We start from the raw sequence: 22,842 nt of genomic DNA on the forward strand, positions 1-22,842 counted from the left end.
GAAAGTGGTATGATCAATTTTGCGATGAAATACACGAAATGGGAGAGAAATGGATGCAGGACTTAGTAAAACTTAGTTGAGTTTTGTTATTTTGCAAGCAAGACAGAGTCCCGCATGCCAAGAGGACGACTCGCCACCAATAAAACCACATACTTCCTTGTATGTAGACTCACTTAAACAATAGAAGAGCAACCCGGTAGATTGATTAAAGACGGGGAATAACAACAAACATATAGCCGAGATACAGCTCACAAGCTATCTGGACGCCAATATAGCAGCGGCTTTGTTAGGCTAAACCAATATTGAGCGGTTGAAACTCAACCACCGGATTATCAGTGAATAAGTAACGGTCATCACCGTCAAATATGGTGGCGTTAAATAACATTTGCTTGGTGTTCTCAAGATGCTGCCACATCGCTAACTTAGCCGCTTGCGGGTCTTTACGGATCAGCGCATCTAGAATTTGTTCATGATCACAACACCAGCTATTAAGACAACTTTCATCAATGTGCTCATGTAATTTGAGCCAATAAGGATTCTGCTCTCGATGCTCCCACAATTGCTCTACCATAATCAGCAATACTGAGTTTTGCGTCGCTTTGGCAATCTGAATATGAAATAGCTTATCCCACTTAGAATCACGGAGACGATCTTCTTTTAGAGCTTTGGCCTGAATTTTTTTCAGCTCAATAATATCTTGTTTGGTCACCTGAGAGGCAGCAAACTCAGCGATATTGCTCTCTAATAGCTGCCTTGCCTGCAGCAGTTCAAAAGGGCCGGAGAACAATAAGGTTTCACTTGCTTTATCGGCACTCTGGTTATTGCTTGGCATGTCCGTGGCAATCACGTGAATGCCCGAGCCCTTACGCACTTCAACAAAACCTTCAATTTCCAGCATAATGATCGCCTCACGCACCACCGTACGGCTCACTTCCATGGTTTCGCCGATCACGCGCTCCGAAGGCAAACGCTCACCAACCTTATATTTACCACTCACTAACTGCGCTTTTAAATCTGCGGCAATCTTCTGATAAAGACGTTTTATTTCAAATTCAGACATCAATTTACCCAAAATGTGCACAATGACCGATACAGCCACATTGACAAGGCTATCGTACCAAAACAGCCTGATCGCGACAATGCCTGCAGCGGTTCAAAAAAACTAAAAACCACGCTTCAGCCCATTTATTCTAAATCACCTTAAACCGACTCAAGACAGGGGGCTGAGCTTAGCCTGAGCCATCTGGCTCCAGAAAAGGGCACAAATCGAAAATCTAAAGCGAAACCCCAAATACAATCGGTCTAACCAATTAATTTTAGCTCAGTCCCCCTTAACAGAGTAAAAAAAACGCTCAAAATACTCAAAAACAACTGATGAAAAACAATGGGTGACAAACAAGTAACTGTTTTTACTTCAAAAAAGTTAACTTATAACTTTCATGAATAATACTATTTAAGTCAATAAGGTCTAGTGTAATTTTGCCGCAAACACGATTAGTGGGATCTAACTCTCAAGATCAAACTTTCTTGATGGGATAAATTTGTTATACCAGTTGAATAGGGTGTATTTTAAGAGAGTTAAAATAACCAAATTTGAGAGAACCTGTATGTCGACATTTTTAAGCGAAGATTTCTTACTGACCACAGACGTAGCTAAAGAGCTTTACCACAATGTGGCAGCACAGCAACCAATCATTGATTACCACTGTCATTTGCCCCCGACACAAATCTCTCAAGATTACCGCTTTAATAACCTCACCGACATTTGGTTACGTGGCGACCATTACAAATGGCGAGCCATGCGAACCAACGGCATTGACGAGCGCTTCATTACTGGAGACGCCAGTGACCAAGAAAAGTTTCAGGCTTGGGCGAGAACGGTGCCTCAAACCATTGGTAATCCGTTGTTTCATTGGACTCATCTAGAATTACGTCGACCTTTTGGAATTACCCAACGGATCCTCAACGCCGAAAGTGCCGAGGGCATCTGGAATGATTGTAATGCGATGCTAGCCACTCCCGAATTTTCGGCAAGAAGCATTATGCAAAAAATGAACGTTCGTATGGTGGGCACCACCGACGATCCTATTGATGATTTAGCCGCCCACAAAGCAGTTGCCGACGACAAATCCTTTCATGTAAAAATGCTCCCCAGCTGGCGCCCAGACAAAGCCTTTAATATTAATGCCGAAGATTACCTAAGTTATATCGCCACCTTAGGCGAATTAACCAATATCGAAATCTCTCGCTTTCATCAGTTATGTGACGCGCTGTTTATTCGTCTTGACCATTTTGCCGCTCACGGTTGTAGTATCGCAGACCATGCTTTAGACACGGTTGAATATGAAGAAGCAAGTGAACAAGAGCTTGATCAAATCTTAGCCAACCGCCTGAATAACAAAACCGTCTCGGCAACACAAGCTGCGCAACTCAAAACCGCAGTGCTGGTTTACCTCGGTAAAGAATACGCGCGTCGCGGCTGGGTTCAGCAATACCACATCGGAGCCCTGCGCAATAACAATCAACGCATGTTACAACTGCTTGGTCCCGATACAGGTTTTGATTCCATCAACGATGGCTTAGTGGCAGCACCATTATCAAAGTTAATGAATGCTCTCGCGCTTGAAGATGCCTTACCTAAAACCATCTTATATTGCCTCAACCCACGCGATAACGAAGTTCTGGCTACCATGTGCGGTAACTTCCAGGGCGATGGTATTGAAGGCAAGATCCAATTTGGTTCTGGGTGGTGGTTTAATGACCAAAAAGACGGCATGTTACGCCAAATGGAACAGCTCTCTCAGTTGGGCCTACTCAGTCGCTTTGTAGGCATGCTAACCGACAGCCGTAGCTTTGTTTCTTATACTCGTCATGAATATTTCCGCCGCTTAGTCTGTCGCCTATTAGGCCAATGGGTTGCCGACGGCGAAGCCCCACACGACATGGCACTACTCTCAAAAATGGTTGAAGACATCAGCTTCAACAATGCTAATAAATACTTCAACTTGAATCTGGAGAAATAATGAACACCCTTAATCGCGCTCAATTTGAAGCTAAACAATACACCACCCGAGTTCTTCAGTTTGGAGAAGGTAATTTCTTGCGGGCCTTTGTTGATTGGCAATTAGATATTTTAAATCATCAAACCGATCTCGATGCTGGCGTTGCCATTGTCCGCCCCATCGATACCGATTTCCCACCGCTACTGAACCAACAAGACGGCCTTTATACCACAGTGATCCGCGGTTTGAATGAAGACAATCAAGCGGTAGAAGAAACCCGAATTATTAGTTCGGTGAATCAAGAATTATCGGTTTACCAAAACTACGATGAATATTTGGCACTCGCCAAAGATCCCAATATTCAGTTTATCTTTTCGAATACCACTGAAGCCGGGATTGCCTATAACCAACAAGATAAATTTACCGATACACCGGCAAGCACCTTCCCGGCGAAGCTCACCTGCTGGTTACACGCTCGTTACCTCGCGTTTTCTGGTGCAAGCGACAAGGGCTTGTTCATCATTCCTTGTGAGTTAATTGACTACAATGGCGATAAGCTAAAAGAAATAATTAATCAATACATTGAGTTATGGGATCTCGGTAGCGAATTCAGCAGCTGGGTGAATGAAGCAAATACTTTTTGCTCCACCTTGGTTGATCGCATTGTGACGGGTCATCCACGTGACGAACTAGCTAGCTTGGAACAAAAATTGGGTTATCACGACCAATTTATGGTCACCGCGGAGTACTTCCATCTGTTTGTTATCCAAGGACCACAAGCGCTAGCCGAAGCTTTAAAACTAGAAGGGCAAGCTCTCAACATTAAAATTGTGGATGACATCAAACCCTATAAAGAGCGTAAGGTTGCGATTCTGAATGGGGCCCACACCGCCATGGTGCCAGTTGCCTACATGAGTGGCATCGATACGGTTGGCGAAGCAATGCAAGATCAACAATTAAGCAAGTTTGTTGAATCGCTACTCTCAGAAGAAGTGATCCCAGCCTTATCACTGGAAAAAGATGAACTGCAAGCCTTTGCTGATGCGGTTATCAATCGCTTTAAAAATCCTTACATTCAACATCAGCTCACGTCCATCGCACTCAATAGCATGACCAAGTGGCAAACTCGCCTGCTGCCACAATTGCTGACCAACGCCGAGCGTAACGGTAAAGCGCCCAAGTTAATGAGTTTCGCTTTTGCTGCTCAGCTATTGTTCTATCGCGGGCTTCGTGACGGTCAAAGCATTCCACTCAATGACGACCAACATTGGTTAGATTTGTTTAGTGAGCAATGGCAAGCCGTTGACTCGGGGCAAAGTACACCAGCCGAACTGGTCAGCAAAGTATTAGCGAAAGAAAAAAGTTGGGGCCAAGATCTCAATCAAGTGCCTCAATTCGCGCAACAGGTGACCGCCTATTTAACAGCGATGCTAACTGCTGGAACATCAGCAGCACTCAGTAAAGAGTTGGATGGATAAAATGAAGACTTGGATCCAAATACACCCACGAGATAACGTGATTATTGCCTTGGAGCCAATGCTTAAAGGCACCGAGATCAGCATTGCTGACCAGCATGTTTATCTGCAGCAAGACATCGACAAAGGCCATAAAGTTGCCATTGCAGAAATTGCGCCCAATGGGTTATTGGTAAAGTACGGTGAACCTTTTGGTCATGCGACAGAGGCGATCAATTGCGGAGAGTGGATACATAGCCATAACGCTAAAACGAACTTAAATGATAAAAGTAGTTACCAATATACACCAAGCGCAGCAGTTGAATTACTGAGCAAAACCGACCGTGAAGTACAGCTCTATCGTCGCAGCAACGGTGAAGTAGCTGTGCGCAACGAAATTTGGATTATTCCAACGGTGGGTTGTGTGAATGGCATCGCTCAGCAAATTGCCAAGCGATTTCTGGCTAAAAATGACACCTCGATGATCGATGGGGTACATGTGTTTACCCATCAATTTGGTTGCTCACAACTTGGCGATGACCATCAAACCACCAAGAAATTGTTACAAAGCATGGCCACTCACCCCAATGCGGGTGGTACCTTGGTGATTGGTCTTGGTTGTGAAAACAATCAAATCGTCCCCTTTAGGCAAGGCTTAGCAGCACACGATCCAGAACGCATCGAGTTTATGGTGGCGCAGCACAGCGACGATGAAGTGGAGCAAGGGCTGGTTCATCTGCAACGGCTGTTTGATAAAATGCAGCAGGACCGACGCGAGCCCGGCAAGCTTTCTGAAGTTCGCTTCGGCTTGGAATGTGGCGGCAGTGATGGCTTATCGGGAATTACCGCCAACCCAATGCTGGGTTTATTCTCCGACACCATGGTGGCGCATGGTGGCACCACGGTGCTGACCGAAGTTCCTGAAATGTTTGGCGCAGAAACGATTTTGATGAATCGCGCTAAAGACCAAGTGGTCTTCGATAAAATCGTTGACATGGTGAACAATTTTAAAGAGTACTACCTCAGCCACGACTTACCCGTGTACGAAAACCCATCTCCAGGTAATAAAGCTGGTGGGATCACCACCCTAGAAGATAAATCTTTGGGTTGTACTCAAAAAGCTGGCTCTAGCCAGGTGATTGACGTGATTGATTACACTGAAAAACTCAGTAAACCGGGGCTTAACCTCTTAAATGCGCCGGGTAATGACGCCATTGCCACCAGCGCCTTAGGTGCGTCGGGTTGTCATATGGTGCTCTTTACCACCGGACGAGGCACGCCTTACGGAGGCTTTGTGCCAACGGTGAAGATTGCCACTAACAGTGACTTAGCAAGCCGCAAACCGCACTGGATAGACTTTAATGCTGGGGCTCTAATCACCGACAACTTGTTAATGCCAGAGCTACTCGACCGATTCTTAGATCTCTTAGCCAAATTGGTGAGCGGCGAGCTCACCAAAAATGAGTACAATGATATTCGTGAGTTAGCCATCTGGAAAAACGGCGTCACTCTGTAACTGCCGCACTAAAAAGTAAACAGCACTATCACCGCTCTCGGTGATAGTGCTGACTCTCCCTCTTCAAGAGATAAGGCCCGCTAAGCGACGCCTCGACCAACATTTAAACAAAACATCACCCCGCAACCCTCATCCGCAAACGCGCTGCTATGCTTGGTAATCACTAAGGTACTCCAGATATTTATCTGAAAAATCAATTTCCAATTCTACCCAGAGCGGTAAATGGTCACTCATTTGGAAGGTTCGCCATTCCTGATAGTAGTCAAATAAAGACTCATCAGAGACCAGTACCGCTTGAAGGCTCGCTAACTTATCTTCGGCTTTTTTTAACTTTTTATTGGTGCTTGCGCAATCAACTTGCTGCTTAGCGAGCTGCAGTTTTGTCTGTATATGCTGCTTCAATAGCGGCTTATACAGGTTAAAATCACTTAAGCGAAATACACTATCGAAGAATTGGAATACCCGATCTTGACGCTCGGCTTGTTTCAATTGCAACTCGTCACGGCGCGAGATAAATGAAATTTGATCGTAAAATTTAGTCTGATCACGATTGCTGCCTTTGCGATTTTTTACGATAGTAAAACCATTCTGCTGCAAAGCATTAAATCCAGCGCTCCCATGCGCCTTGATGTTAAAGTCGCCCACCAGCACTTGGTTCAGGTCACTCACTTTCGCCTGTTTCGCCAAATACTTAGCTACCGCCGCGATCTCTTTAACCCGTCGCTCGTAGCTAGGTGAACGAGGAGAGTTACTCCCATAGAAAATGTGTACCGTTGAAAATAAAAACTTAAACCAACCCGATTGAAACTGCGCACCAAAGGGAGTTCGAGAAAATTGCCGTTTTTTATTTGAAGCATCACTAATAAGCATTTTATCGGGAAGGACTAATTCACCGGCAACCCCTTTAAAAAACACCTTGTTCTTGTCATAGATAAAGCCTAAACGCTCCTTATTACCACCGAGGCTACTATGGGTTACGTCGGTTAAAATATAACGATATTGCCGACCTAATATATCCATTAAAGCATCTAATGGTGCCAGATCCTGACACACCTCCTGCACTGCAATCACATCGAAGCGCGAGATGATTTCCGCCAGATAATACAAGGATTCTTGCAAGCGAGGCCCATAGTTAAAACGGTCATCATCAAAATTACGAATATTCCAAGAGCCAAGGATCAACGATTCTGCAGTCTTCTTTTCAGGAAACGCCTGCGCCTTAAACTGCTGCCGTAAACCTTGAATACCGGCCACGATTCGTTTTCGTTCTGGTTCGGGTAACTGTTTCAACGGTTTATAGTATGGCATGGCTGTCCCTCCGATTACGCAGCGACAAACACGAGCTGCTGTCTCCTCAGAGAATAGTCCAGCGCGGTTCATTATTCATTGACATAAGAATCAAAAATATTCTAGTAAGCCATCTTGACTAAACTCTGATTCAAGAAAAAAGGCATCCATAGGATGCCTTTTGTATCATCGAGCGTCGCGACCCAAATTGGCAAATCGCTATTTGGTTGACTCTGGATTATCGGGACAATTGCCACTCACGTAGAGCGGCAATCCAATACCCGGCGCAATCGGGATCAACTTCTCACCATCAGTTGCCTGCGGTCCCCAATATTTTGCGGGCAAGTTGGCTCTTAAGCCCTGCGCGAGTGGATAATCACAAAAGTCGCCACCACTGGTCGGTGCTTGCTGAGCAAACTCGGCTAAGCTACTCAGCGCTTCAAATAAGGCAATTCGGTTGAGCCAAATCTGTTTCTTCAATAATTCGGGTTGAGGTAAACCAAGATTCACCCCAATCACTGGCTTACCAGCGGCCACCGCCACCACATCAGCGCGCAGATCTTTACTAAAATTCACCGTTTCCCAACCCGCAACCGCAACCCCCAGTTGTTGATAATGACCCGTAGCCCCAGTGCTCACATGCCCAGCATCCAATTGAAGTTGTGAAAAACGACCAACCGATCCCTGAAATACACTGGCAATTTTCGCCATCACATTAACCGCCAAGCTCTGCACCACAAATTCATGCTCACTCCCCGGTTCGGCATCGGCATAGGGGCTAAGTAAACGAAAATCATCGGCCTCATCCTCAGCTAAACAGGCCACTGTCGGCAAACTACCCAACACAGCACCCGCTTGAATGCTGCTCATGTCGAGCTGACAATCGGTTTTTTGCAAATCACCATGTAAATCAAGCACAACTTCCGGGCGAAAAGCCAACACAGCGGCGACCATTGCTTGTGTTTCTACTGGCCGGATCGGTTGTTCGAGACCCGCATAGTGGTAACGGTTCAGATCATAACCACGACCCACGACCCCCACAAAATCAGCTTCGGAATTTTCAGTGAAGGCCCCGCCCGCAGAGGGGTCAACATTCTGTCGAGTCAACGCACAATCTTTGTCTAATACCATCCCAGGCTCAGGATCAATCGCACAAGCCCGCGGATCAGGTTCCCCACCATCGGGATTAGCGCGTAATAACATCACAATATCGAGGCGCCGCAGGATTTGTTGGACACTTTGACCAAATCCCATAGCGAGCCAACGCGCCACACTTAAGGCCGCTTCTGTCGCCGCAGGTTCATTCCCATGTTGCTGAGTAATCACCATCACTCGATAGCCATTTGGATTACCTAAACGCAAAGCCATCAGCTCTCGTCCCTGAGTCGAGAATCCCACTTGATTGGGATCGGTGTTGCCGCGCCCTCCATCATTCACGGTGCAGGCCACCGCCTGACGAATACTGGGGCCTGGTAAGTCTTCGCCACAGACCTGATAATCAATGTCTAAGCCAGCCGGTAACGGAACATCAATATCGAGGATCCCATAATGATGCGCCTGACGGATCAATGGCCCAGCACGCATCGGTCGCAACGCATAGAAAGGCAGAGAAATAACTTGATGACGTAATTGCTGGTAGCTCGAAAGCCCCCATAAGCCATGCGAATGAACCCGGAGCTTCCCAAAATCGTGCGCGCTCACCGGAATACAAAGCAGTAAACTCAAAAATAGGAGCCGGTAATTAAAGTACCGTTTGATACCTGTTGTAATACATATATTCATAATTCTTCCTTGATAAATGACCAAGGGCGAACAACATTTATAGTTGATTTTGTACAAAGATAGCCAACGTTAACACAACCACAATAACCGCTTAATAAGCTAGGCAAACATCGTTTTTACGCCCTTCGACAAACAAACTTTAAAATACCTTCGCCACAGCCTAAACGGCGTTTAGGCACTTGATGAATGAATAACAAAAATATAACTAACTGCTAATAATAGAAGCCTCAAGTATTATTACAACATTTATTAATTAGAGTTCAATCGAGTATTCATTAAGACAATCTACCGCCAACATAAGCGATCCACATTGCCAACAATCACGATAGTTCAGTTCAACTAGACGCTAACGCTCTGCGCAGGCAGCCCTTCCATAAATACCGGCTCAGGCTCAAAATGGCATCGGAGCCAATACATAAATTAGGCTTTGCTAAAGATAGCCAATTCACTTTTGCTAACCAACGCCTACACTTACTTAAAACGGCAACACGACTCACATGATGCCAACAGCAAGTGCGCCAACCAGCGAGAATCAACAAGTCCAATGAACGTCCATTCATAACTATGAGAACGTCTATGAGCACCACACCACGACCAAAACCACAGCCCTCCCCCTGGCAACATCGATTCCGCTATTTTTCAATTTCTTTCTTCGCCATTATTATGGGTTTTACTGGCTGGAGCATCTCTTGGAAAGTATCTGCACTAAGCATATCTGATCATATCGCGATGGTATTAGGCACGATTAGCTCGGTGATGATGCTGGTGATGACGCTACTCTACTGTATTAAACTCCGCTACTTTCCTGAAGAGGTATTTGCCGAGCTAAGACATCCCGTAAAACTCAATTTCTTCCCCGCCTTCTCGATTAGCTTGCTGTTGTTGTCGGTCATTTGGAATCAATACCCCAGCTTATCTGCCAATCTATGGGTCATGGGTACCGTTACTCAATTGGGTTTGACGCTTTACATCGTCAGCAGTTGGATAAATCATTCCCATTACTGTTTGTTACACGCCAATCCGAGCTGGTTTATCCCGGTGGTGGGTAATATGTTTGTGCCAATATCGGGTAATAGCCTCGGTTACATTGAACTCGGTTGGTTCTTTTTCAGCATTGGCTTATTGTTTTGGTTGAGCTTATTAACCATTATTCTGCACCGATTATTTTTTCATGAGTCCTTATCGGAGCAATTAATGCCGATGCTATTTATTTTTCTAACACCGCCTTCAATTGCTTTTGTGGCCTACACCAGTTTAATTGACGGCCTCGATACCTTTGCCCGAATCCTCTTTTATGTGGCGCTATTTTTTGGCCTACTGCTGTTCGTCAATATTTACCGACTAATCCATTTACCCTTCTTTATGTCTTCATGGGCTTATGCTTTTCCCTTGGCCGCGTTCACCATCGCCAGCAGCAAAATGGCCCATTTAAGCCACAGCCAAGGCTTAGCAGCATTAGCATTCGGTTTACTCATCGCTTTATCACTGCTGCTATTCGCACTGGTATTACGCACCTTAAAGGCAATCGTGAACCGTGAACTTTGCCAACCAGAACCCTAATCACGAAAAGTGATATTCACTTCATCGCAGACGCTTTGCGCCTAGCTATCGGGTCATTCATCGCAAAGAAAATGCTCATAAGCTAGAGATTTAGCTTAGCTAAGCTATTTTTAGTGTATATCCATTCATGATGTTCATACGCCATCACATCTTGGCTTGGGAGCAATACATGCGTCAATTATCAATATCGACCAAATTACTTTGGATCACTTCTGCACTGTTTCTGATCATTGTAAGTGTTTTATCTGCTAGCTTATGGTGGTCATTAAGCAGCAAAAATGCACAATTAGCAGCGCAGGTACAAGCGGCCCTGCAACAAGAAACCCAACAAGAACTTAGCGCCGAAGCAGGAGAGTATGGGGAACAAATCGCCGGATTTATCAATGAGGCCTACCGCATTCCGTATTCCTTTAGTGGAATAATCGAAACCACGACACAACAACCCCTCAGCAGAGAAACCATCGAAACGGCGGTCGCTGCGGTGTTACAAAAAAACAGCCAAATATCCTCCATGTATGCCCAATTTGAAGCCAACGGTTACGATGGTCGAGACCGGGAGTACACAGGCAAGTTTAGCCACAGTGTCCCCGGTACAGGCACTCTGGAAATCTATTACACCCGCAACAACGATGGCAGTGTAGAACACCATCAAGTCACCGATGCGGCTCCCAAATATGCCACTACGCTGAATGAGTTTGGCCAGCGAGAAGCCGAATGGTACTTATGTGCCAAAGACAGCAAAAAGCCGTGTTTAATGGAACCCTACCTCTATGAAATATCTCCCGGTAACGAAGAGCTCATGACCTCGTTAACGGTGCCCGTGATCGTCGCTCGGCAATTTAGAGGGGTGGTCGGGGTGGATTTGAATCTACCAGTGTTTCAAAAATTGATTGATGAATTATCGAATAAACTCTACCAAGGTCAGGCCAAGGTTACTCTATTAAGTGATAAGGGTTTAGTGGTTGCCGCTAGTCATTATAATAAACTGGCCCGCCCCCTCGCGGAATCAATCGACCCAAGCCTAGCTACTCAATATCAAAATTTGGACAAAAATGGCGCCTATCTAGAAACTAACGATCACATCATTGTCGCTTATCCTGTCAGCATCCCTATCGCCGATGCTCAGTGGTCGTTAATCATCGAAGTGGCCAAAGCCGACGCCCTAAAGGCCGCAATGGAAATGGATAAGGCCATGAATGATATGGAGACCGCCTTAGGCAGCCTATTGCTGATTATAGGCGGTATTGTCTCGGTCATTGCAGTTACCACCATTAGCATTGTGATCCGCTCCATTATTGCACCACTCAAGATGATCCAGAGTCGAGTTGAAAACCTCGCCAGTGCTGAGGGCGATTTGACGCAATCAATATCGATAGCATCTCACGCCGAGTTAATCGCTCTAGGCAGTGGGATTAACGGTTTTATCACCAAACTACGCTTATTAATTAGTGAACTTAAAGATCTAGCCTCTCGCTCGCAGAACGAAAGTAAAACCGCAACCAATATTGCCGAGCAGACCCGTGATAATGTTAATCGTCAGCATCAAGAAATTGAAAGTGTCGTGACCGCAGTTAACCAAATGAGCTCAACCGCCCTGCAAGTTGCCAAAGCATCAGAACAAACTGCCACAGAAACCGACGCAATGACCGCCAATGTAAAAACTGGCGAAGACAGTCTTAGTCAGGCGATGAACTATGTAAACAATATGGAACAAGAGTCACAATTAGCTAGGCAGGCTGTCGCTAAAGTAGCCGATAGTAGCACCAATATTAGTAAGATTTTGGAGGTCATCAGCGCAATTGCCGCTCAAACTAACTTACTCGCCTTAAACGCAGCGATCGAAGCCGCTAGAGCTGGAGAGCAAGGCCGCGGTTTTGCGGTGGTGGCCGATGAAGTTCGCTCTCTGGCCTCAAAAACCCAGAGCTCGACCGACGAAATCAGTAAACTGATTGATTCGCTACAACAAGAAGTCAACAGTGCGTCGAAGATCATCGAACAAGGCGCTGAAGGGGCTAAATTAGCGGTTGGACAAACCGAAATGGCGCTAGATTCACTCAATACCATCGTGAGCCAAATTGAAGAAGTCTCAAGCCAAGTCACTCATATCGCAACTGCAGCCGAAGAACAAAGCGCGGTCACCGAAGAAGTGAATCGAAACATGACCAGCATCTCGGATTCCGCTTCAGATCTGGCTCGCCTTGCCGATGAAGCCCAACAAAGCAGTAGTAGCCTGGCCGATCTGGTTTCTCAGCAACATCAACAACTGAGCAAACTCAAAACCTAAATCAGCCACAATCGATGCGACCTTGGCCATCGTCGGCCATGTCGCATTGTATTGCATCTTTTCACTCACTCGATAATCACGATTCCTCAGCCCAAGCTGACTTTATACCTGCCAGCATAACTAGGACATAAGCGTTTAACCTGCATCCTTGGTAGAAAGCAAACGAACTTCTCGTTGTGGAAAAGGGATCTCAATACCAGCCTGTTGCAGCGCCTTAAACACCGCTAAGTTAGCGGCAAACTTGGTTTGATGAAATTGTGGCGTCGGCACCCAAAAGCGATAACAAATCGTAATACCACTGTCGGCAAAGGCTCCTATCCCAACTTTCATCGCGGGTTGTTGCTGTACATCTGCGATGGCCATTAAAGTCACTTCTATTAATGCAATTGCCTGCTCCGGATCACAGCCATAGGCAACTCCAACCTCGCCCTCTACTAGGCTGCTCTGATTGGTATTCTTGAGTATTTCACCCACAATATGGCGATTAGGGATAGTAATTCGTTCATCGTCCTCATTCATCAACACCGTCGTCGCCAAGTTTATTTCTTCAACGATACCGGTATACCCTTTAACGGTAATGGTATTTTTAAGCACAAAGGGACGTGTCAAAATAATCGCCAAACCGGCACCATAGTTAGATAAGGTTCCTTGTATTGCCAAACCTGCGCCAAGAGAAACGGCACCTAACGCGGCCACAAAAGGGGTAATGCTAATCCCCAACTTACCTAAGGCAATCATCACCGTGATGGCAACAAACATGATCTTCACGAGATTCGCGATAAAATGGGCGAGCGTGATATCCAAGCCCTTTAACTCAAGCGCCTTAAATAGATACTTGCCGATCCTCCCGGCCACCCAAAGACCCAGTAACAAAATAATAAAGGCGCCAACCAGCTGAAAGCTATAACGCACCAAAAAGTCGATTATGGTTTGATACACAGATTCAAGTTGGGCTAGTTCTTGGTCAATCATCGATATTCCTTACTGAGCAATCATTTAAACGAATAAGGTAACTTTACAAAGCTTAGTTGATTTGAGCGATAGCTTCGTTCCACAGAACAACAAAAAATACGTCAACGCAAAGCAGTTTATCTTTTGCAGACAATGTTGTTCCCAATAAAAACATTTTAATTGCGTTGAAAACGGCAAAGCCGAGTCAACGAAATAGTTCCCTTTCAACCTTCCATTCAAAGGCAAATGGCCAAGCCGCAACCCCCACAGTTATTAACAAGCAACCAAACTCGACCCAAAGCCATTAACACACAAACAAAAAACGTGAGCAGAATCACCTATGCTCATTAAAATGCGCTATCTTTTTCACCAGTTAGCGATCTAGGTCACAAAAAACTAAAACCACACAGACAATAAAAACGCGAGGTTGATCACGTTAAATACTATTGACAAGCTAAATCTTGTTTGGATTTGGTTTTTTAGTGTGTATTTTCTTTAGCTGGATCACTAAATTTTGAGGGAAATGTTACGAGATTAAGAACTAAATCACAAAAACTCCGTTATCAGCTTCGCATACACCCCAATGTGGTAGATTGGACTTGAACAAGAGACCAAACGGTTTTGACGAACCGTCCACTAGAATCTAGCAAAGCATCAAACGGAGTTTGTTATGTTATCACCAGACGCAAAGGTAAGGGTACAAAATTTTGGCCGCTTCCTCTCGAACATGGTTATGCCCAACATCGGCGCTTTCATCGCCTGGGGTGTAATTACCGCACTATTCATTCCTACAGGTTGGTTGCCAAACGAAAAATTGGCCAGCTTAGTTGGCCCGATGATCACCTATCTGCTGCCATTATTAATTGGCTATACCGGAGGTAAACTGGTCGCCGGCGAACGTGGCGCGGTGGTTGGAGCGGTGACCACTCTCGGGGTCATTGTCGGAACCGACATTCCAATGTTTATGGGAGCGATGATCGTCGGTCCAATGGGTGGCTGGGCAATCAAAAAATTTGATGACGCAGTTGAGGGCAAAGTTAAAAGCGGCTTCGAAATGCTGGTGAATAACTTCTCGGCAGGCATTATCGGTATGTTATGCGCGATCCTCGCTTATTTGATGATCGGGCCGTTTGTTAAAGTCCTATCCACTGGTTTAGCTGCTGGCGTAGGCTTTTTAGTTGATGCTGGTTTATTGCCTCTTACCTCTATTTTTGTAGAACCGGCAAAAATTCTATTCTTAAACAATGCCATTAATCACGGTATTTTCTCTCCCTTAGGGATCCAACAAGCCAGCGAAGCTGGTAAATCAATCTTCTTCTTGATTGAAGCCAATCCTGGCCCAGGTTTAGGCTTATTATTGGCTTATATGGCTTTTGGCCAAGGCAATGCAAAACAATCAGCGGCAGGGGCGTCGATCATTCATTTCTTTGGCGGCATCCATGAGATCTATTTTCCCTATGTGCTAATGAATCCTCGGCTCATTTTAGCGGTGATAGCTGGCGGCATGACTGGCGTATTTACCCTTACGCTGTTTAATGCAGGTTTAGTCTCTCCCGCTTCGCCAGGCTCCATATTTGCAGTATTATTGATGACTCCTAAAGCCTCAATAATAGGCGTACTGTGCTCGATCATTGCCTCCGCTGGCGTTTCCTTTACGGTGGCTTCGCTGCTGCTTAAAACGCAGAAAAATACTAACAATGATGACGACGACTCACTCAGTAAAGCGCATTTACAGATGCAATCGATGAAGAATGAAGCAAAAGCAAATATCACCGCCAACAAGCCCGCGGTAAACATCGACCTGTCGCAAGTTAAAAAGATTATTGTCGCTTGTGATGCCGGCATGGGCTCAAGCGCAATGGGCGCCAGCTTATTACGCAAGAAATTTGCTGCCAGCCAATTGGACGTCAGCGTAACCAACACCGCCATTAATAACCTGCCCAGCGATGTAGATATAGTGATCACTCATAAAGATTTAACTGAACGAGCAAAACAGCATGCACCAAACGCGCATCACATTTCACTAACCAACTTTCTCGATAGTGAACTTTACAATCAACTTGTCGCAAATATGGTGGCTGCCAATACCCCGACGGCCGCCAATGATGACAGCTATCTCTCACTGTCTCCAGCAGTGTCCCCGTTGGCTGCCAACGACGATGTCTATGATCCAGCGACTCCTGTGTTTCAACTCAGTGCCAGCGACATTCACCTCGGTTTGCAAGCTCACACGAAACAACAAGCGATTCAATTCGCAGGTGAGCAATTGGTTAAAGCGGGATATGTTGAGCCCGATTATGTGGCTGCAATGTTTGAACGTGAAAAACTAGTCTCGACTTATTTAGGGGAGTCGATCGCCGTCCCCCATGGTACCGTTGATGCCAAAGATAAGGTGCTCAAAACAGGCATAGCACTATGCCAATACCCCCAAGGCGTTCGCTTTGGTGAAGATCCGGATGATGTTGCGCGCTTGGTGATTGCTATCGCCGCAAAAAATGACGAGCACATCCAAGTGATTACCGCTATCACCAACGCACTTGATGATCCCAATGCGATTGAACAACTGGCAAACACCCAAGACGTTCAAGATGTATTAACACTCTTAGCTGGCAAATCAGCCGCTTAAACGATCATCATCAAGCCGAACCAGGTTCGGCTTAAACGCTATTTTTAGAGGTAATCAATATGAAAGCAGTACATTTTGGCGCAGGAAATATCGGTCGAGGATTTATTGGTAAAGTCTTGGCCGATGCCGATGTCAACGTTACCTTCGCCGACGTCAACAAACCCCTAGTCGACCAACTCAGCCACCAGCAATCCTATAATGTAAAGGTTGTTGGTAGCGACAGTCACATTGAAAAAGTCACTCGGATCAACGCCGTTAATTCAAATAGCGCAGCCTTGATCGAACAAATGACCTACACCGACTTAGTCACCACTGCTGTGGGGCCAGCTATTTTAGATAAAATTGCGCAAACTATCGCTCAAGGGATCGAAGCAAGATTTAAGGCAGACAACCTCAAACCACTCAATATTATCGCTTGTGAGAACATGGTTCGAGGTACCACCCACTTAAAACAAGAAGTGTTTAAATACCTAGCGGCCAGCTATCACGACTTGGCCGAAGACAAGATAGGTTTTGTTGATTCCGCGGTTGACCGAATCGTACCACCGGCGGATGCGGCCAATGATGACCCGCTCGATGTCACCGTAGAAACCTTTAGTGAATGGATTGTCGATGAAACCCAGTTTAAGGGCGATATTCCCAGTATTGAAGGCATGGAAACCACCGCAAACTTGATGGCATTTGTAGAGCGTAAATTATTTACCTTAAATACCGGACACATTATCACTGCCTATCTAGGCGCTCTTGCGGGTTATAAGACCGTCCGAGAAGCCATCGAAGATCCCGACATTCGCCAGCAAGTCAAGGCAGCGATGCAACAAAGCGGAGCGGTATTAATTCGTCGCTATGGCTTTGATAGCCAACTTCACCAATCTTACATTGATAAAATCATCGAGCGTTTTGCTAATCCCTTTTTAGTCGATGATATCGAACGAGTCGGCCGCCAACCAATTCGTAAACTGGGCGCGAACGATCGCCTACTCAAACCGCTACTCGGAACCCTGGAATATAACCTAGACAATCAGTATTTAGTCAAAGGGATTGCCGCGGCGCTGTTTTACAACAACCCTGCAGACCCTCAAGCCCTGGAGTTACAGGACTATTTAAAACAACATGGGGTACGTGCTTGCTTGATAAAATACACCGGCTTAGGAGAAAATGATGCAATACTCGATAACATCGAAACCACTTATCTAGCACTGCAAAAGCAATATGTTTAGGAGGCATTAATCTTGGTGATTATTTTGGCCGCCAAGGGTGGTTTATTGAAACAAAGTATATCCGATGAAATTTCTTTGTCGGGACAGGCAACGTCAATGAACCACAACCCCAGCCCGAAGGGTTCGGCTAAAAGTCTCTTAAGACTTTTCTTTGACTGGAAAATTAGCCAGTATTTGCCGCTGAAACGAGGTCTTACACGATTCGCCAGCATTAAGATGCTGCTATGTCTAATAAATAGACAACAAAGGTCCACAGCCTCGCGGCCATATCATCCATTACTGAATGAGTGAATACGACAAAACTATGGATAAATACCAGCAAGAATTAGACAATATTGAGCAACTGAGTGAGGCTGTAACCCCGCGCAGCTTTTTCATTAGCTCAGTAGATATTTTTGAAGCAAGTATTGAAGACTTAGTGCAACGCGTGTTTCGTAAAGATGACCACGCCGTTAAGTATGCCGTTGAACCACTATTAAATAATAGTGGTCCCTTAGGCGAACTGGATGTTCGCCTAAAACTACTGTACGCCTTAGGAATTATCTCGCAGGATATCTATCAAGATATCGATAAATTTATTCAACTTAGAAATTTTCTAAATCAAGAGGCTAGTGAGTATCATTTCACCGATAGTGAAATTATAGAGCCAATTAAGACCTTGCACGAAGTCAAAAACATGGGGGTGGTCCAGCTAGATATCGCACCTCCGGCAGACGATGCCGAATTAAGCTTCTACCGCATGCAAATAGCCAGACAAGAGCAAGTGGTCCGCTCAACCTTAAGCTTAGTTGTCGCCGCCATTTGCCGTGCCCTTCATGCGGATAACCCCTTACTATAACCCTTTGCTCCGCCTCGGCTACCGGTTTAACTTTAAGCGCTTTGAACGCGATTACGACCGCCAGATTTCGCTAAATAGAGTGCCTGATCGGCACGTTTAAACATCGACTCCTCGCTATCGTCATCACAGAACTCGGTGACGCCAACGCTAATTGTATAAGTTGGTAAATCAGATTCTGTCAGCTGTTCTACTATTCTTCTCAACTGCTCAGCAACTTGACTAGCAGCCGCGACCCCTTGCATTGGTAACAGGATCGCAAACTCTTCACCGCCGACCCGAAACAGCAAGTCAACACTTCTCAATCTAGCCTTAAAGGTCGCGACCAAATGTTGCAGGATCTGATCGCCAACCTGATGACCATGTTGGTCATTGATACCTTTAAAATGATCAATGTCGAGCAACAGCAGACTAAATTTACTACCCCGTCTCGCTAAATCGAGGTGAATTGTAAGCTGCTCGTCCCACTTATGCCGATTGTAGGCACCGGTCAGTTTATCTTGTGTTGCCAGCACCAACAGCTGTTGTTCCACTTGCTCTCGATTGATGATCTCTTTGGTTAGGCGTCGCATCATCAACTTTAAATCTTGCTCGAGCTCAACCAGCTCATCCTGAGAAGAGCGAACCGCCCCTCCCACCTCTAAACCCGAATTATCGTCACGAAAAGACGATTCAAAGGCTCGTATTTGTTGTTTGATCCGAACGATACGGTAATCAAATATCCGGATAATATAAGTGGTGAGAATCAGCCCTAAAATGAGGGCGCTGAAACCCAAGGCAATATTAACCAACTTAAATTCTTGTTCATGTTTTTCGGTGTAACGGCCCGCTTCCAGTGTTAAAGTTTCAATCCGTCGCAAAATAACCGAGACACTGGCTTCCAACTCACTCGCCATGAGCTCCAATTGGCGTTGTTTCTCATCACTGATGTGCGTTGTCGATATCATTGCTAATAACTGTTGTTCAAAAACGTTACTTTTTTGATGATAAGTCTCAATATCCAACATAATTTGCTGATGAGATTTCAAATCATATCGAATCTCATGAGAAGACAAGCTATCGGCAATCACCTTAACGGCTTTATCCAGTAGCAGCCTCAACTGCTGCTTTTGATAAGCAAACTGTTTATTTTTCGGAGGCTTACTCTCTTTAGCTTGTTCTTTTAGCCGAAATTTTTCTAATAAGATATGCTGCTCAAGCTGCAACATCTCAATCTCATTCATAATTTGGCTTAGAGGTATGTCAACATAGGCAACCTCTTTCATCTCATTATCAATCATATTCAGTTTATAAATTGAATAGATAATTACCACCAATAAAAATGACAGCAACAATACAAACAAGCTACTCACTTTCTTACTAATAGAGGCGTTTAAAAATTTGAATGACAACATTACTTAATCTATTTCCATAAAAACTAGCGATCACAGTAAACGAACGCTCAACCTTTTCTTAGTACAATATTAGTCGGTGTATACGCGGTTGCGACCTTCTGACTTGGCCCGATACAGCGCTTTATCGACTCGTTTAATGATCGACTCTTCATTGTCATTCTTAAGATACTCTGTCACCCCAATACTAATGGTATAGCGAGGTAGGTCTTCATGATTAATTTGTTCTATCATCTCTCTTAATACTTCAGCCAAATGGGTCGCTGCTGCCGCATCTTGTAGGGGCAATAGAATTGCAAATTCTTCGCCACCCAGCCGAAACAATTGATCCACATTTCTAAGTCTTTCCTTCAACGCGGCCACCATATGAATCAGCACTTGATCGCCCACTTGATGACCATGTTGATCATTAATCAACTTAAAGAAATCGATATCCAACAAGATCAAACTAAATTGACCACCTCGTTTTGCCAAATTGAGCTGTACCTGTAGCTGTTCATCCCATTTATGTCGATTATAAGCACCCGTCAACTTATCCTGCGTAGCCAACACAAGCAACTGTTGCTCAACTTGCTCTCGATTGGTGATTTCTTTAGTTAAACGCCGCATCATCAACTTTAACTCTTGCTCTAACTCAACCAACTCATCCTGAGATGAACGCAACCCTTCTTTCTCTAGACTACGTTCTTCATCACTTAAAGATGATTCGAAAGTCTGTATTTGCTGCTTAATGCGAACAATACGATAGTGGAATAGTCTGATGATATAAGTGGTAAGAATAAGGCCCAAAATTAACGCACAACAGCCTAAAGCAACATTCACTAATTTAAATTCTTGTTCGTGTTTTTCGGTATAACGACCGGCTTCAAGAGTCATCGTTTCAATCCGCTCTAAAATCGACGTCACTCCGGCTTCTAAGTCATTCGCCATATCTTCCAACTGCTTCAACTTTGCAGCACTGTGGAGCGGCGAGGATGAGAGCGACTGCAACACCTGCTCAAAAAGATCACTCTTTTGATGATAGACCTCGATCTTCGCCATTAGTTGTTGATGGGCCATCAGATCGTATCTTATTTCGTGCGTAGACAAGCTGTTGGCAATCACCTTAACCGCTTTATCCAACAAGGACTTAAACTGCTTTTTTTGATAAGTAAACTGCTGCTCTATCGAAAAATCTTCACTTTTACGCTGTTCTCTTAACTCGAATTTCTCTAATAGAATATGTTGCTCTAATTGCAACATTTCAATTTCACTCATAATTTCATTCAAAGGAATATCAACATAAGCGACTTCCTTCATTTCACTATCAATCAGGTTTAATTTATATATTGAATAAATAATCACCACCAGTAAAAACGACAATAGCAAGGCAAACAGGCTGCTAATCTTTTTACTTATGGATGCGTTGATAAAATTGAATGGCAACATAACTTAAGCATTTCCGTTAAAAAGAGCGCATAAATAGGGTAAATTCGCATAAATGACGCGCTTTATTATTTGGTCATCTAAAAGCAAAGGCCGACTTTACACCAAACCCCCCCACAAATGCCCACAAACTCGATAAGATATTTCAGTGTAGACTGTAAAGATAAGCTTCTACACCTCGATGACTTTTTGTTGACCTTAAGAGGGAAACGTCTCAACGATGGTTTTTTGAGCAACTCAATGCTAATGAAAGCAAATTTTGTGGAATACAAGGCTCAACAGGATCACGAAGAAGTGCTGCGTTAAGGGGCCACAAAGTCATTGCAGACAAGTAACTCCGACTTTTCTCTTTGGAAGGAAGCTTAAGCGATATTTGCTTAAAGAAGCAAACAAGCCAACTCTCAGCGTAATTTAAACCGGCTAGTTCGGTGCCAGCCGCGACCCACCGTCGCCGCAGTCGCTCAATGTAAGAGAATTATTCATTATGGCACGCAAGCAAGGGATTGGGATTGCACCAGGGCATATTTTTTCCACCGACCATCGCTATGATCACTGTTTTCGCCTCAATGCTGGCTTTGGTTGGAACGCGGATGTGGAAAATGCCATCAAAATACTGGCGCAGTGGTGTACACAATCGCGGATAAGCGCCAAGTAAAAATGTGTAAGACGTTTCAGCTTATAGTGCTCGTCCTGAGTTCAAATACCCCTGAGGCTCACTACGCTGGAAAGTCCTTATTGACCAATAAGCACTGATCATGGGATGCACGGGGAAGACCTCATTTTATTTAAACAAAGCATCTGCAGCATCAAGGCAATGGTATTTTCCGCTCAAGTATCTTGTTTGATTGCTATTTTAAAATCCCCTCTTCCACGGCTTGATTGAGTTTCTTTTCGAGTAATGACCAAAGCGACTGACTACCTTCAGCAATTCGACGATTCACAGCGAAAACTTTTTCTTTAGGGACCTTATTTTCTTTCCAACTATGTCCGTCACCGTGTAAGTTATGAAGCAGCGGTGGCACACGATCAATTGCTTTCGCAAATTTAGAATCGGCGGTTTCCCCAGCTTCAAATTCAAGCCATAAAGATACATATTGTTCCGCTTGTCCTTCAGGAAGCAAAGCAAAAATGCGCGCCAAACCCGCTTGTTCTTTCTTTTTGAGTTCTGGTGTTTCACTTGCGTAAATAATGGTGTCACCGGCATCTACTTCACCCAAATCATGGATCAATAGCATCTTGATAACACGATCGATATTCACAGGCTGATTCGCAGAATCTTTCAGCATTAAAGCCGCAAGACAGACATGCCAAGAATGTTCTGCTGAGTTTTCATATCGTTCAAGACCAACGGGGCGTGTTTTTCGATGTACATCTTTTAACTTTTCAATTTCGACAATGAAGTCCAGTACTTTTTGAATATCACTCATCTCATACTCCGGGAAGGAAAATCTAAAGCCGTGTTCTCGTAACTATTCATGACGCGACGGGGATCATATGCTGCGAAATAAC

The 22,842-nt window shown here is 44.8% G+C and carries 16 protein-coding genes; 9 read left to right on the top strand and 7 right to left on the bottom strand.

What is annotated here, in order from left to right; all coding sequences use genetic code 11:
• Positions 1 to 286: 286 nt before the first annotated feature.
• Positions 287 to 1,060: a transcriptional regulator ExuR gene (exuR, locus tag ACRRS0_RS22495; RefSeq protein ID WP_432455357.1), complete on the bottom strand. Its 774-nt coding sequence runs from the start codon at positions 1,058 to 1,060 to the stop codon at positions 287 to 289.
• A gap of 547 nt (positions 1,061 to 1,607) precedes the next feature.
• On the opposite strand from exuR, the gene uxaC reads away from it, so the two are divergent.
• The 3 genes from uxaC to ACRRS0_RS22510 are packed head-to-tail and all read left to right on the top strand — an operon-like array spanning position 1,608 to position 5,972.
• Entirely contained in the window at positions 1,608 to 3,023 is a 1,416-nt protein-coding gene (gene uxaC, locus ACRRS0_RS22500; RefSeq protein ID WP_432455355.1) for a glucuronate isomerase, read from the top strand.
• Positions 3,023 to 4,480 (top strand): tagaturonate reductase, encoded by a 1,458-nt coding sequence (locus tag ACRRS0_RS22505; RefSeq protein WP_432455354.1) that lies wholly within the window; start codon positions 3,023 to 3,025, stop codon positions 4,478 to 4,480. The genes uxaC and ACRRS0_RS22505 overlap by 1 nt, the downstream gene beginning before the upstream one ends.
• Positions 4,473 to 5,972, top strand: coding sequence for a UxaA family hydrolase (locus ACRRS0_RS22510; RefSeq protein ID WP_432455353.1), 1,500 nt, complete (start codon positions 4,473 to 4,475; stop codon positions 5,970 to 5,972). The genes ACRRS0_RS22505 and ACRRS0_RS22510 overlap by 8 nt, the downstream gene beginning before the upstream one ends.
• Before the next feature lie 147 nt (positions 5,973 to 6,119).
• Here the strand turns inward: ACRRS0_RS22510 and ACRRS0_RS22515 are convergent, their stop codons facing one another.
• Together ACRRS0_RS22515 and ACRRS0_RS22520 are read right to left on the bottom strand one after the other, a co-directional pair.
• Positions 6,120 to 7,280 carry an endonuclease/exonuclease/phosphatase family protein gene (locus ACRRS0_RS22515; RefSeq protein ID WP_432455352.1) on the bottom strand — a complete coding sequence of 387 codons (1,161 nt, stop codon included), beginning with the start codon at positions 7,278 to 7,280 and terminating at the stop codon, positions 6,120 to 6,122.
• A 198-nt stretch (positions 7,281 to 7,478) separates the two neighbouring features.
• Positions 7,479 to 9,041 (bottom strand): M14 family zinc carboxypeptidase, encoded by a 1,563-nt coding sequence (locus tag ACRRS0_RS22520; protein ID WP_432455351.1) that lies wholly within the window; start codon positions 9,039 to 9,041, stop codon positions 7,479 to 7,481.
• A 576-nt stretch (positions 9,042 to 9,617) separates the two neighbouring features.
• On the opposite strand from ACRRS0_RS22520, the gene ACRRS0_RS22525 reads away from it, so the two are divergent.
• Complete coding sequence (locus ACRRS0_RS22525) at positions 9,618 to 10,601, top strand: SLAC1 anion channel family protein (protein ID WP_432455350.1); 984 nt, start codon at positions 9,618 to 9,620, stop codon at positions 10,599 to 10,601.
• 169 nt (positions 10,602 to 10,770) lie between these two features.
• Positions 10,771 to 12,885 (top strand): methyl-accepting chemotaxis protein, encoded by a 2,115-nt coding sequence (locus tag ACRRS0_RS22530; protein WP_432455349.1) that lies wholly within the window; start codon positions 10,771 to 10,773, stop codon positions 12,883 to 12,885.
• A gap of 135 nt (positions 12,886 to 13,020) precedes the next feature.
• On the opposite strand, the gene ACRRS0_RS22535 is transcribed toward ACRRS0_RS22530, so the two are convergent.
• Positions 13,021 to 13,857: a mechanosensitive ion channel family protein gene (locus ACRRS0_RS22535; RefSeq protein ID WP_432455348.1), complete on the bottom strand. Its 837-nt coding sequence runs from the start codon at positions 13,855 to 13,857 to the stop codon at positions 13,021 to 13,023.
• 649 nt (positions 13,858 to 14,506) lie between these two features.
• On the opposite strand from ACRRS0_RS22535, the gene ACRRS0_RS22540 reads away from it, so the two are divergent.
• The 3 genes from ACRRS0_RS22540 to ACRRS0_RS22550 all read left to right on the top strand — a co-directional run bounded on the left by ACRRS0_RS22540 (position 14,507) and on the right by ACRRS0_RS22550 (position 18,520).
• Positions 14,507 to 16,462 (top strand): PTS mannitol transporter subunit IICBA, encoded by a 1,956-nt coding sequence (locus ACRRS0_RS22540; protein WP_432455347.1) that lies wholly within the window; start codon positions 14,507 to 14,509, stop codon positions 16,460 to 16,462.
• 59 nt (positions 16,463 to 16,521) lie between these two features.
• A complete protein-coding gene (locus ACRRS0_RS22545) occupies positions 16,522 to 17,682 on the top strand; it encodes a mannitol-1-phosphate 5-dehydrogenase (protein ID WP_432455346.1) in 1,161 nt (386 codons plus the stop codon).
• A 304-nt stretch (positions 17,683 to 17,986) separates the two neighbouring features.
• Positions 17,987 to 18,520, top strand: coding sequence for an MltR family transcriptional regulator (locus tag ACRRS0_RS22550; protein WP_432455345.1), 534 nt, complete (start codon positions 17,987 to 17,989; stop codon positions 18,518 to 18,520).
• A 32-nt stretch (positions 18,521 to 18,552) separates the two neighbouring features.
• Here the strand turns inward: ACRRS0_RS22550 and ACRRS0_RS22555 are convergent, their stop codons facing one another.
• Both ACRRS0_RS22555 and ACRRS0_RS22560 read right to left on the bottom strand, forming a co-directional pair.
• Complete coding sequence (locus ACRRS0_RS22555; RefSeq protein WP_432455344.1) at positions 18,553 to 19,911, bottom strand: GGDEF domain-containing protein; 1,359 nt, start codon at positions 19,909 to 19,911, stop codon at positions 18,553 to 18,555.
• Between the two features lie 69 nt (positions 19,912 to 19,980).
• Positions 19,981 to 21,336, bottom strand: a complete 1,356-nt coding sequence (locus tag ACRRS0_RS22560; RefSeq protein ID WP_432455343.1) for a GGDEF domain-containing protein — start codon at positions 21,334 to 21,336, stop codon at positions 19,981 to 19,983.
• Between the two features lie 481 nt (positions 21,337 to 21,817).
• Between ACRRS0_RS22560 and ACRRS0_RS22565 the strand changes: the two genes are divergently transcribed.
• The gene (locus tag ACRRS0_RS22565) at positions 21,818 to 21,988 is read left to right on the top strand and encodes a hypothetical protein (protein ID WP_432455342.1); all 171 of its coding nucleotides are present in this window, start codon (positions 21,818 to 21,820) and stop codon (positions 21,986 to 21,988) included.
• Positions 21,989 to 22,181: 193 nt separating this feature from the next.
• On the opposite strand, the gene ACRRS0_RS22570 is transcribed toward ACRRS0_RS22565, so the two are convergent.
• A complete protein-coding gene (locus ACRRS0_RS22570; protein ID WP_432455341.1) occupies positions 22,182 to 22,760 on the bottom strand; it encodes an HD domain-containing protein in 579 nt (192 codons plus the stop codon).
• Positions 22,761 to 22,842: the final 82 nt, after the last annotated feature.

The sequence above is a fragment of the Agarivorans sp. QJM3NY_29 genome (genome assembly GCF_050870835.2).
Lineage (GTDB): Bacteria > Pseudomonadota > Gammaproteobacteria > Enterobacterales > Celerinatantimonadaceae > Agarivorans.

Excerpts from the sequence above, each read along its gene's own strand:
- ACRRS0_RS22550 (WP_432455345.1), top strand. The coding sequence starts at position 17,987 with ATGGATAAATACCAGCAAGAATTAGACAATATTGAGCAACTGAGTGAG.
- exuR (WP_432455357.1), bottom strand. The coding sequence starts at position 1,060 with ATGTCTGAATTTGAAATAAAACGTCTTTATCAGAAGATTGCCGCAGAT.
- ACRRS0_RS22555 (WP_432455344.1), bottom strand. The coding sequence starts at position 19,911 with ATGTTGTCATTCAAATTTTTAAACGCCTCTATTAGTAAGAAAGTGAGT.
- ACRRS0_RS22505 (WP_432455354.1), top strand. The coding sequence starts at position 3,023 with ATGAACACCCTTAATCGCGCTCAATTTGAAGCTAAACAATACACCACC.
- ACRRS0_RS22570 (WP_432455341.1), bottom strand. The coding sequence starts at position 22,760 with ATGAGTGATATTCAAAAAGTACTGGACTTCATTGTCGAAATTGAAAAG.
- ACRRS0_RS22560 (WP_432455343.1), bottom strand. The coding sequence starts at position 21,336 with ATGTTGCCATTCAATTTTATCAACGCATCCATAAGTAAAAAGATTAGC.
- ACRRS0_RS22565 (WP_432455342.1), top strand. The coding sequence starts at position 21,818 with ATGGCACGCAAGCAAGGGATTGGGATTGCACCAGGGCATATTTTTTCC.
- ACRRS0_RS22515 (WP_432455352.1), bottom strand. The coding sequence starts at position 7,280 with ATGCCATACTATAAACCGTTGAAACAGTTACCCGAACCAGAACGAAAA.
- ACRRS0_RS22520 (WP_432455351.1), bottom strand. The coding sequence starts at position 9,041 with ATGAATATATGTATTACAACAGGTATCAAACGGTACTTTAATTACCGG.
- ACRRS0_RS22510 (WP_432455353.1), top strand. The coding sequence starts at position 4,473 with ATGGATAAAATGAAGACTTGGATCCAAATACACCCACGAGATAACGTG.
- uxaC (WP_432455355.1), top strand. The coding sequence starts at position 1,608 with ATGTCGACATTTTTAAGCGAAGATTTCTTACTGACCACAGACGTAGCT.
- ACRRS0_RS22545 (WP_432455346.1), top strand. The coding sequence starts at position 16,522 with ATGAAAGCAGTACATTTTGGCGCAGGAAATATCGGTCGAGGATTTATT.
- ACRRS0_RS22525 (WP_432455350.1), top strand. The coding sequence starts at position 9,618 with ATGAGCACCACACCACGACCAAAACCACAGCCCTCCCCCTGGCAACAT.
- ACRRS0_RS22530 (WP_432455349.1), top strand. The coding sequence starts at position 10,771 with ATGCGTCAATTATCAATATCGACCAAATTACTTTGGATCACTTCTGCA.
- ACRRS0_RS22540 (WP_432455347.1), top strand. The coding sequence starts at position 14,507 with ATGTTATCACCAGACGCAAAGGTAAGGGTACAAAATTTTGGCCGCTTC.
- ACRRS0_RS22535 (WP_432455348.1), bottom strand. The coding sequence starts at position 13,857 with ATGATTGACCAAGAACTAGCCCAACTTGAATCTGTGTATCAAACCATA.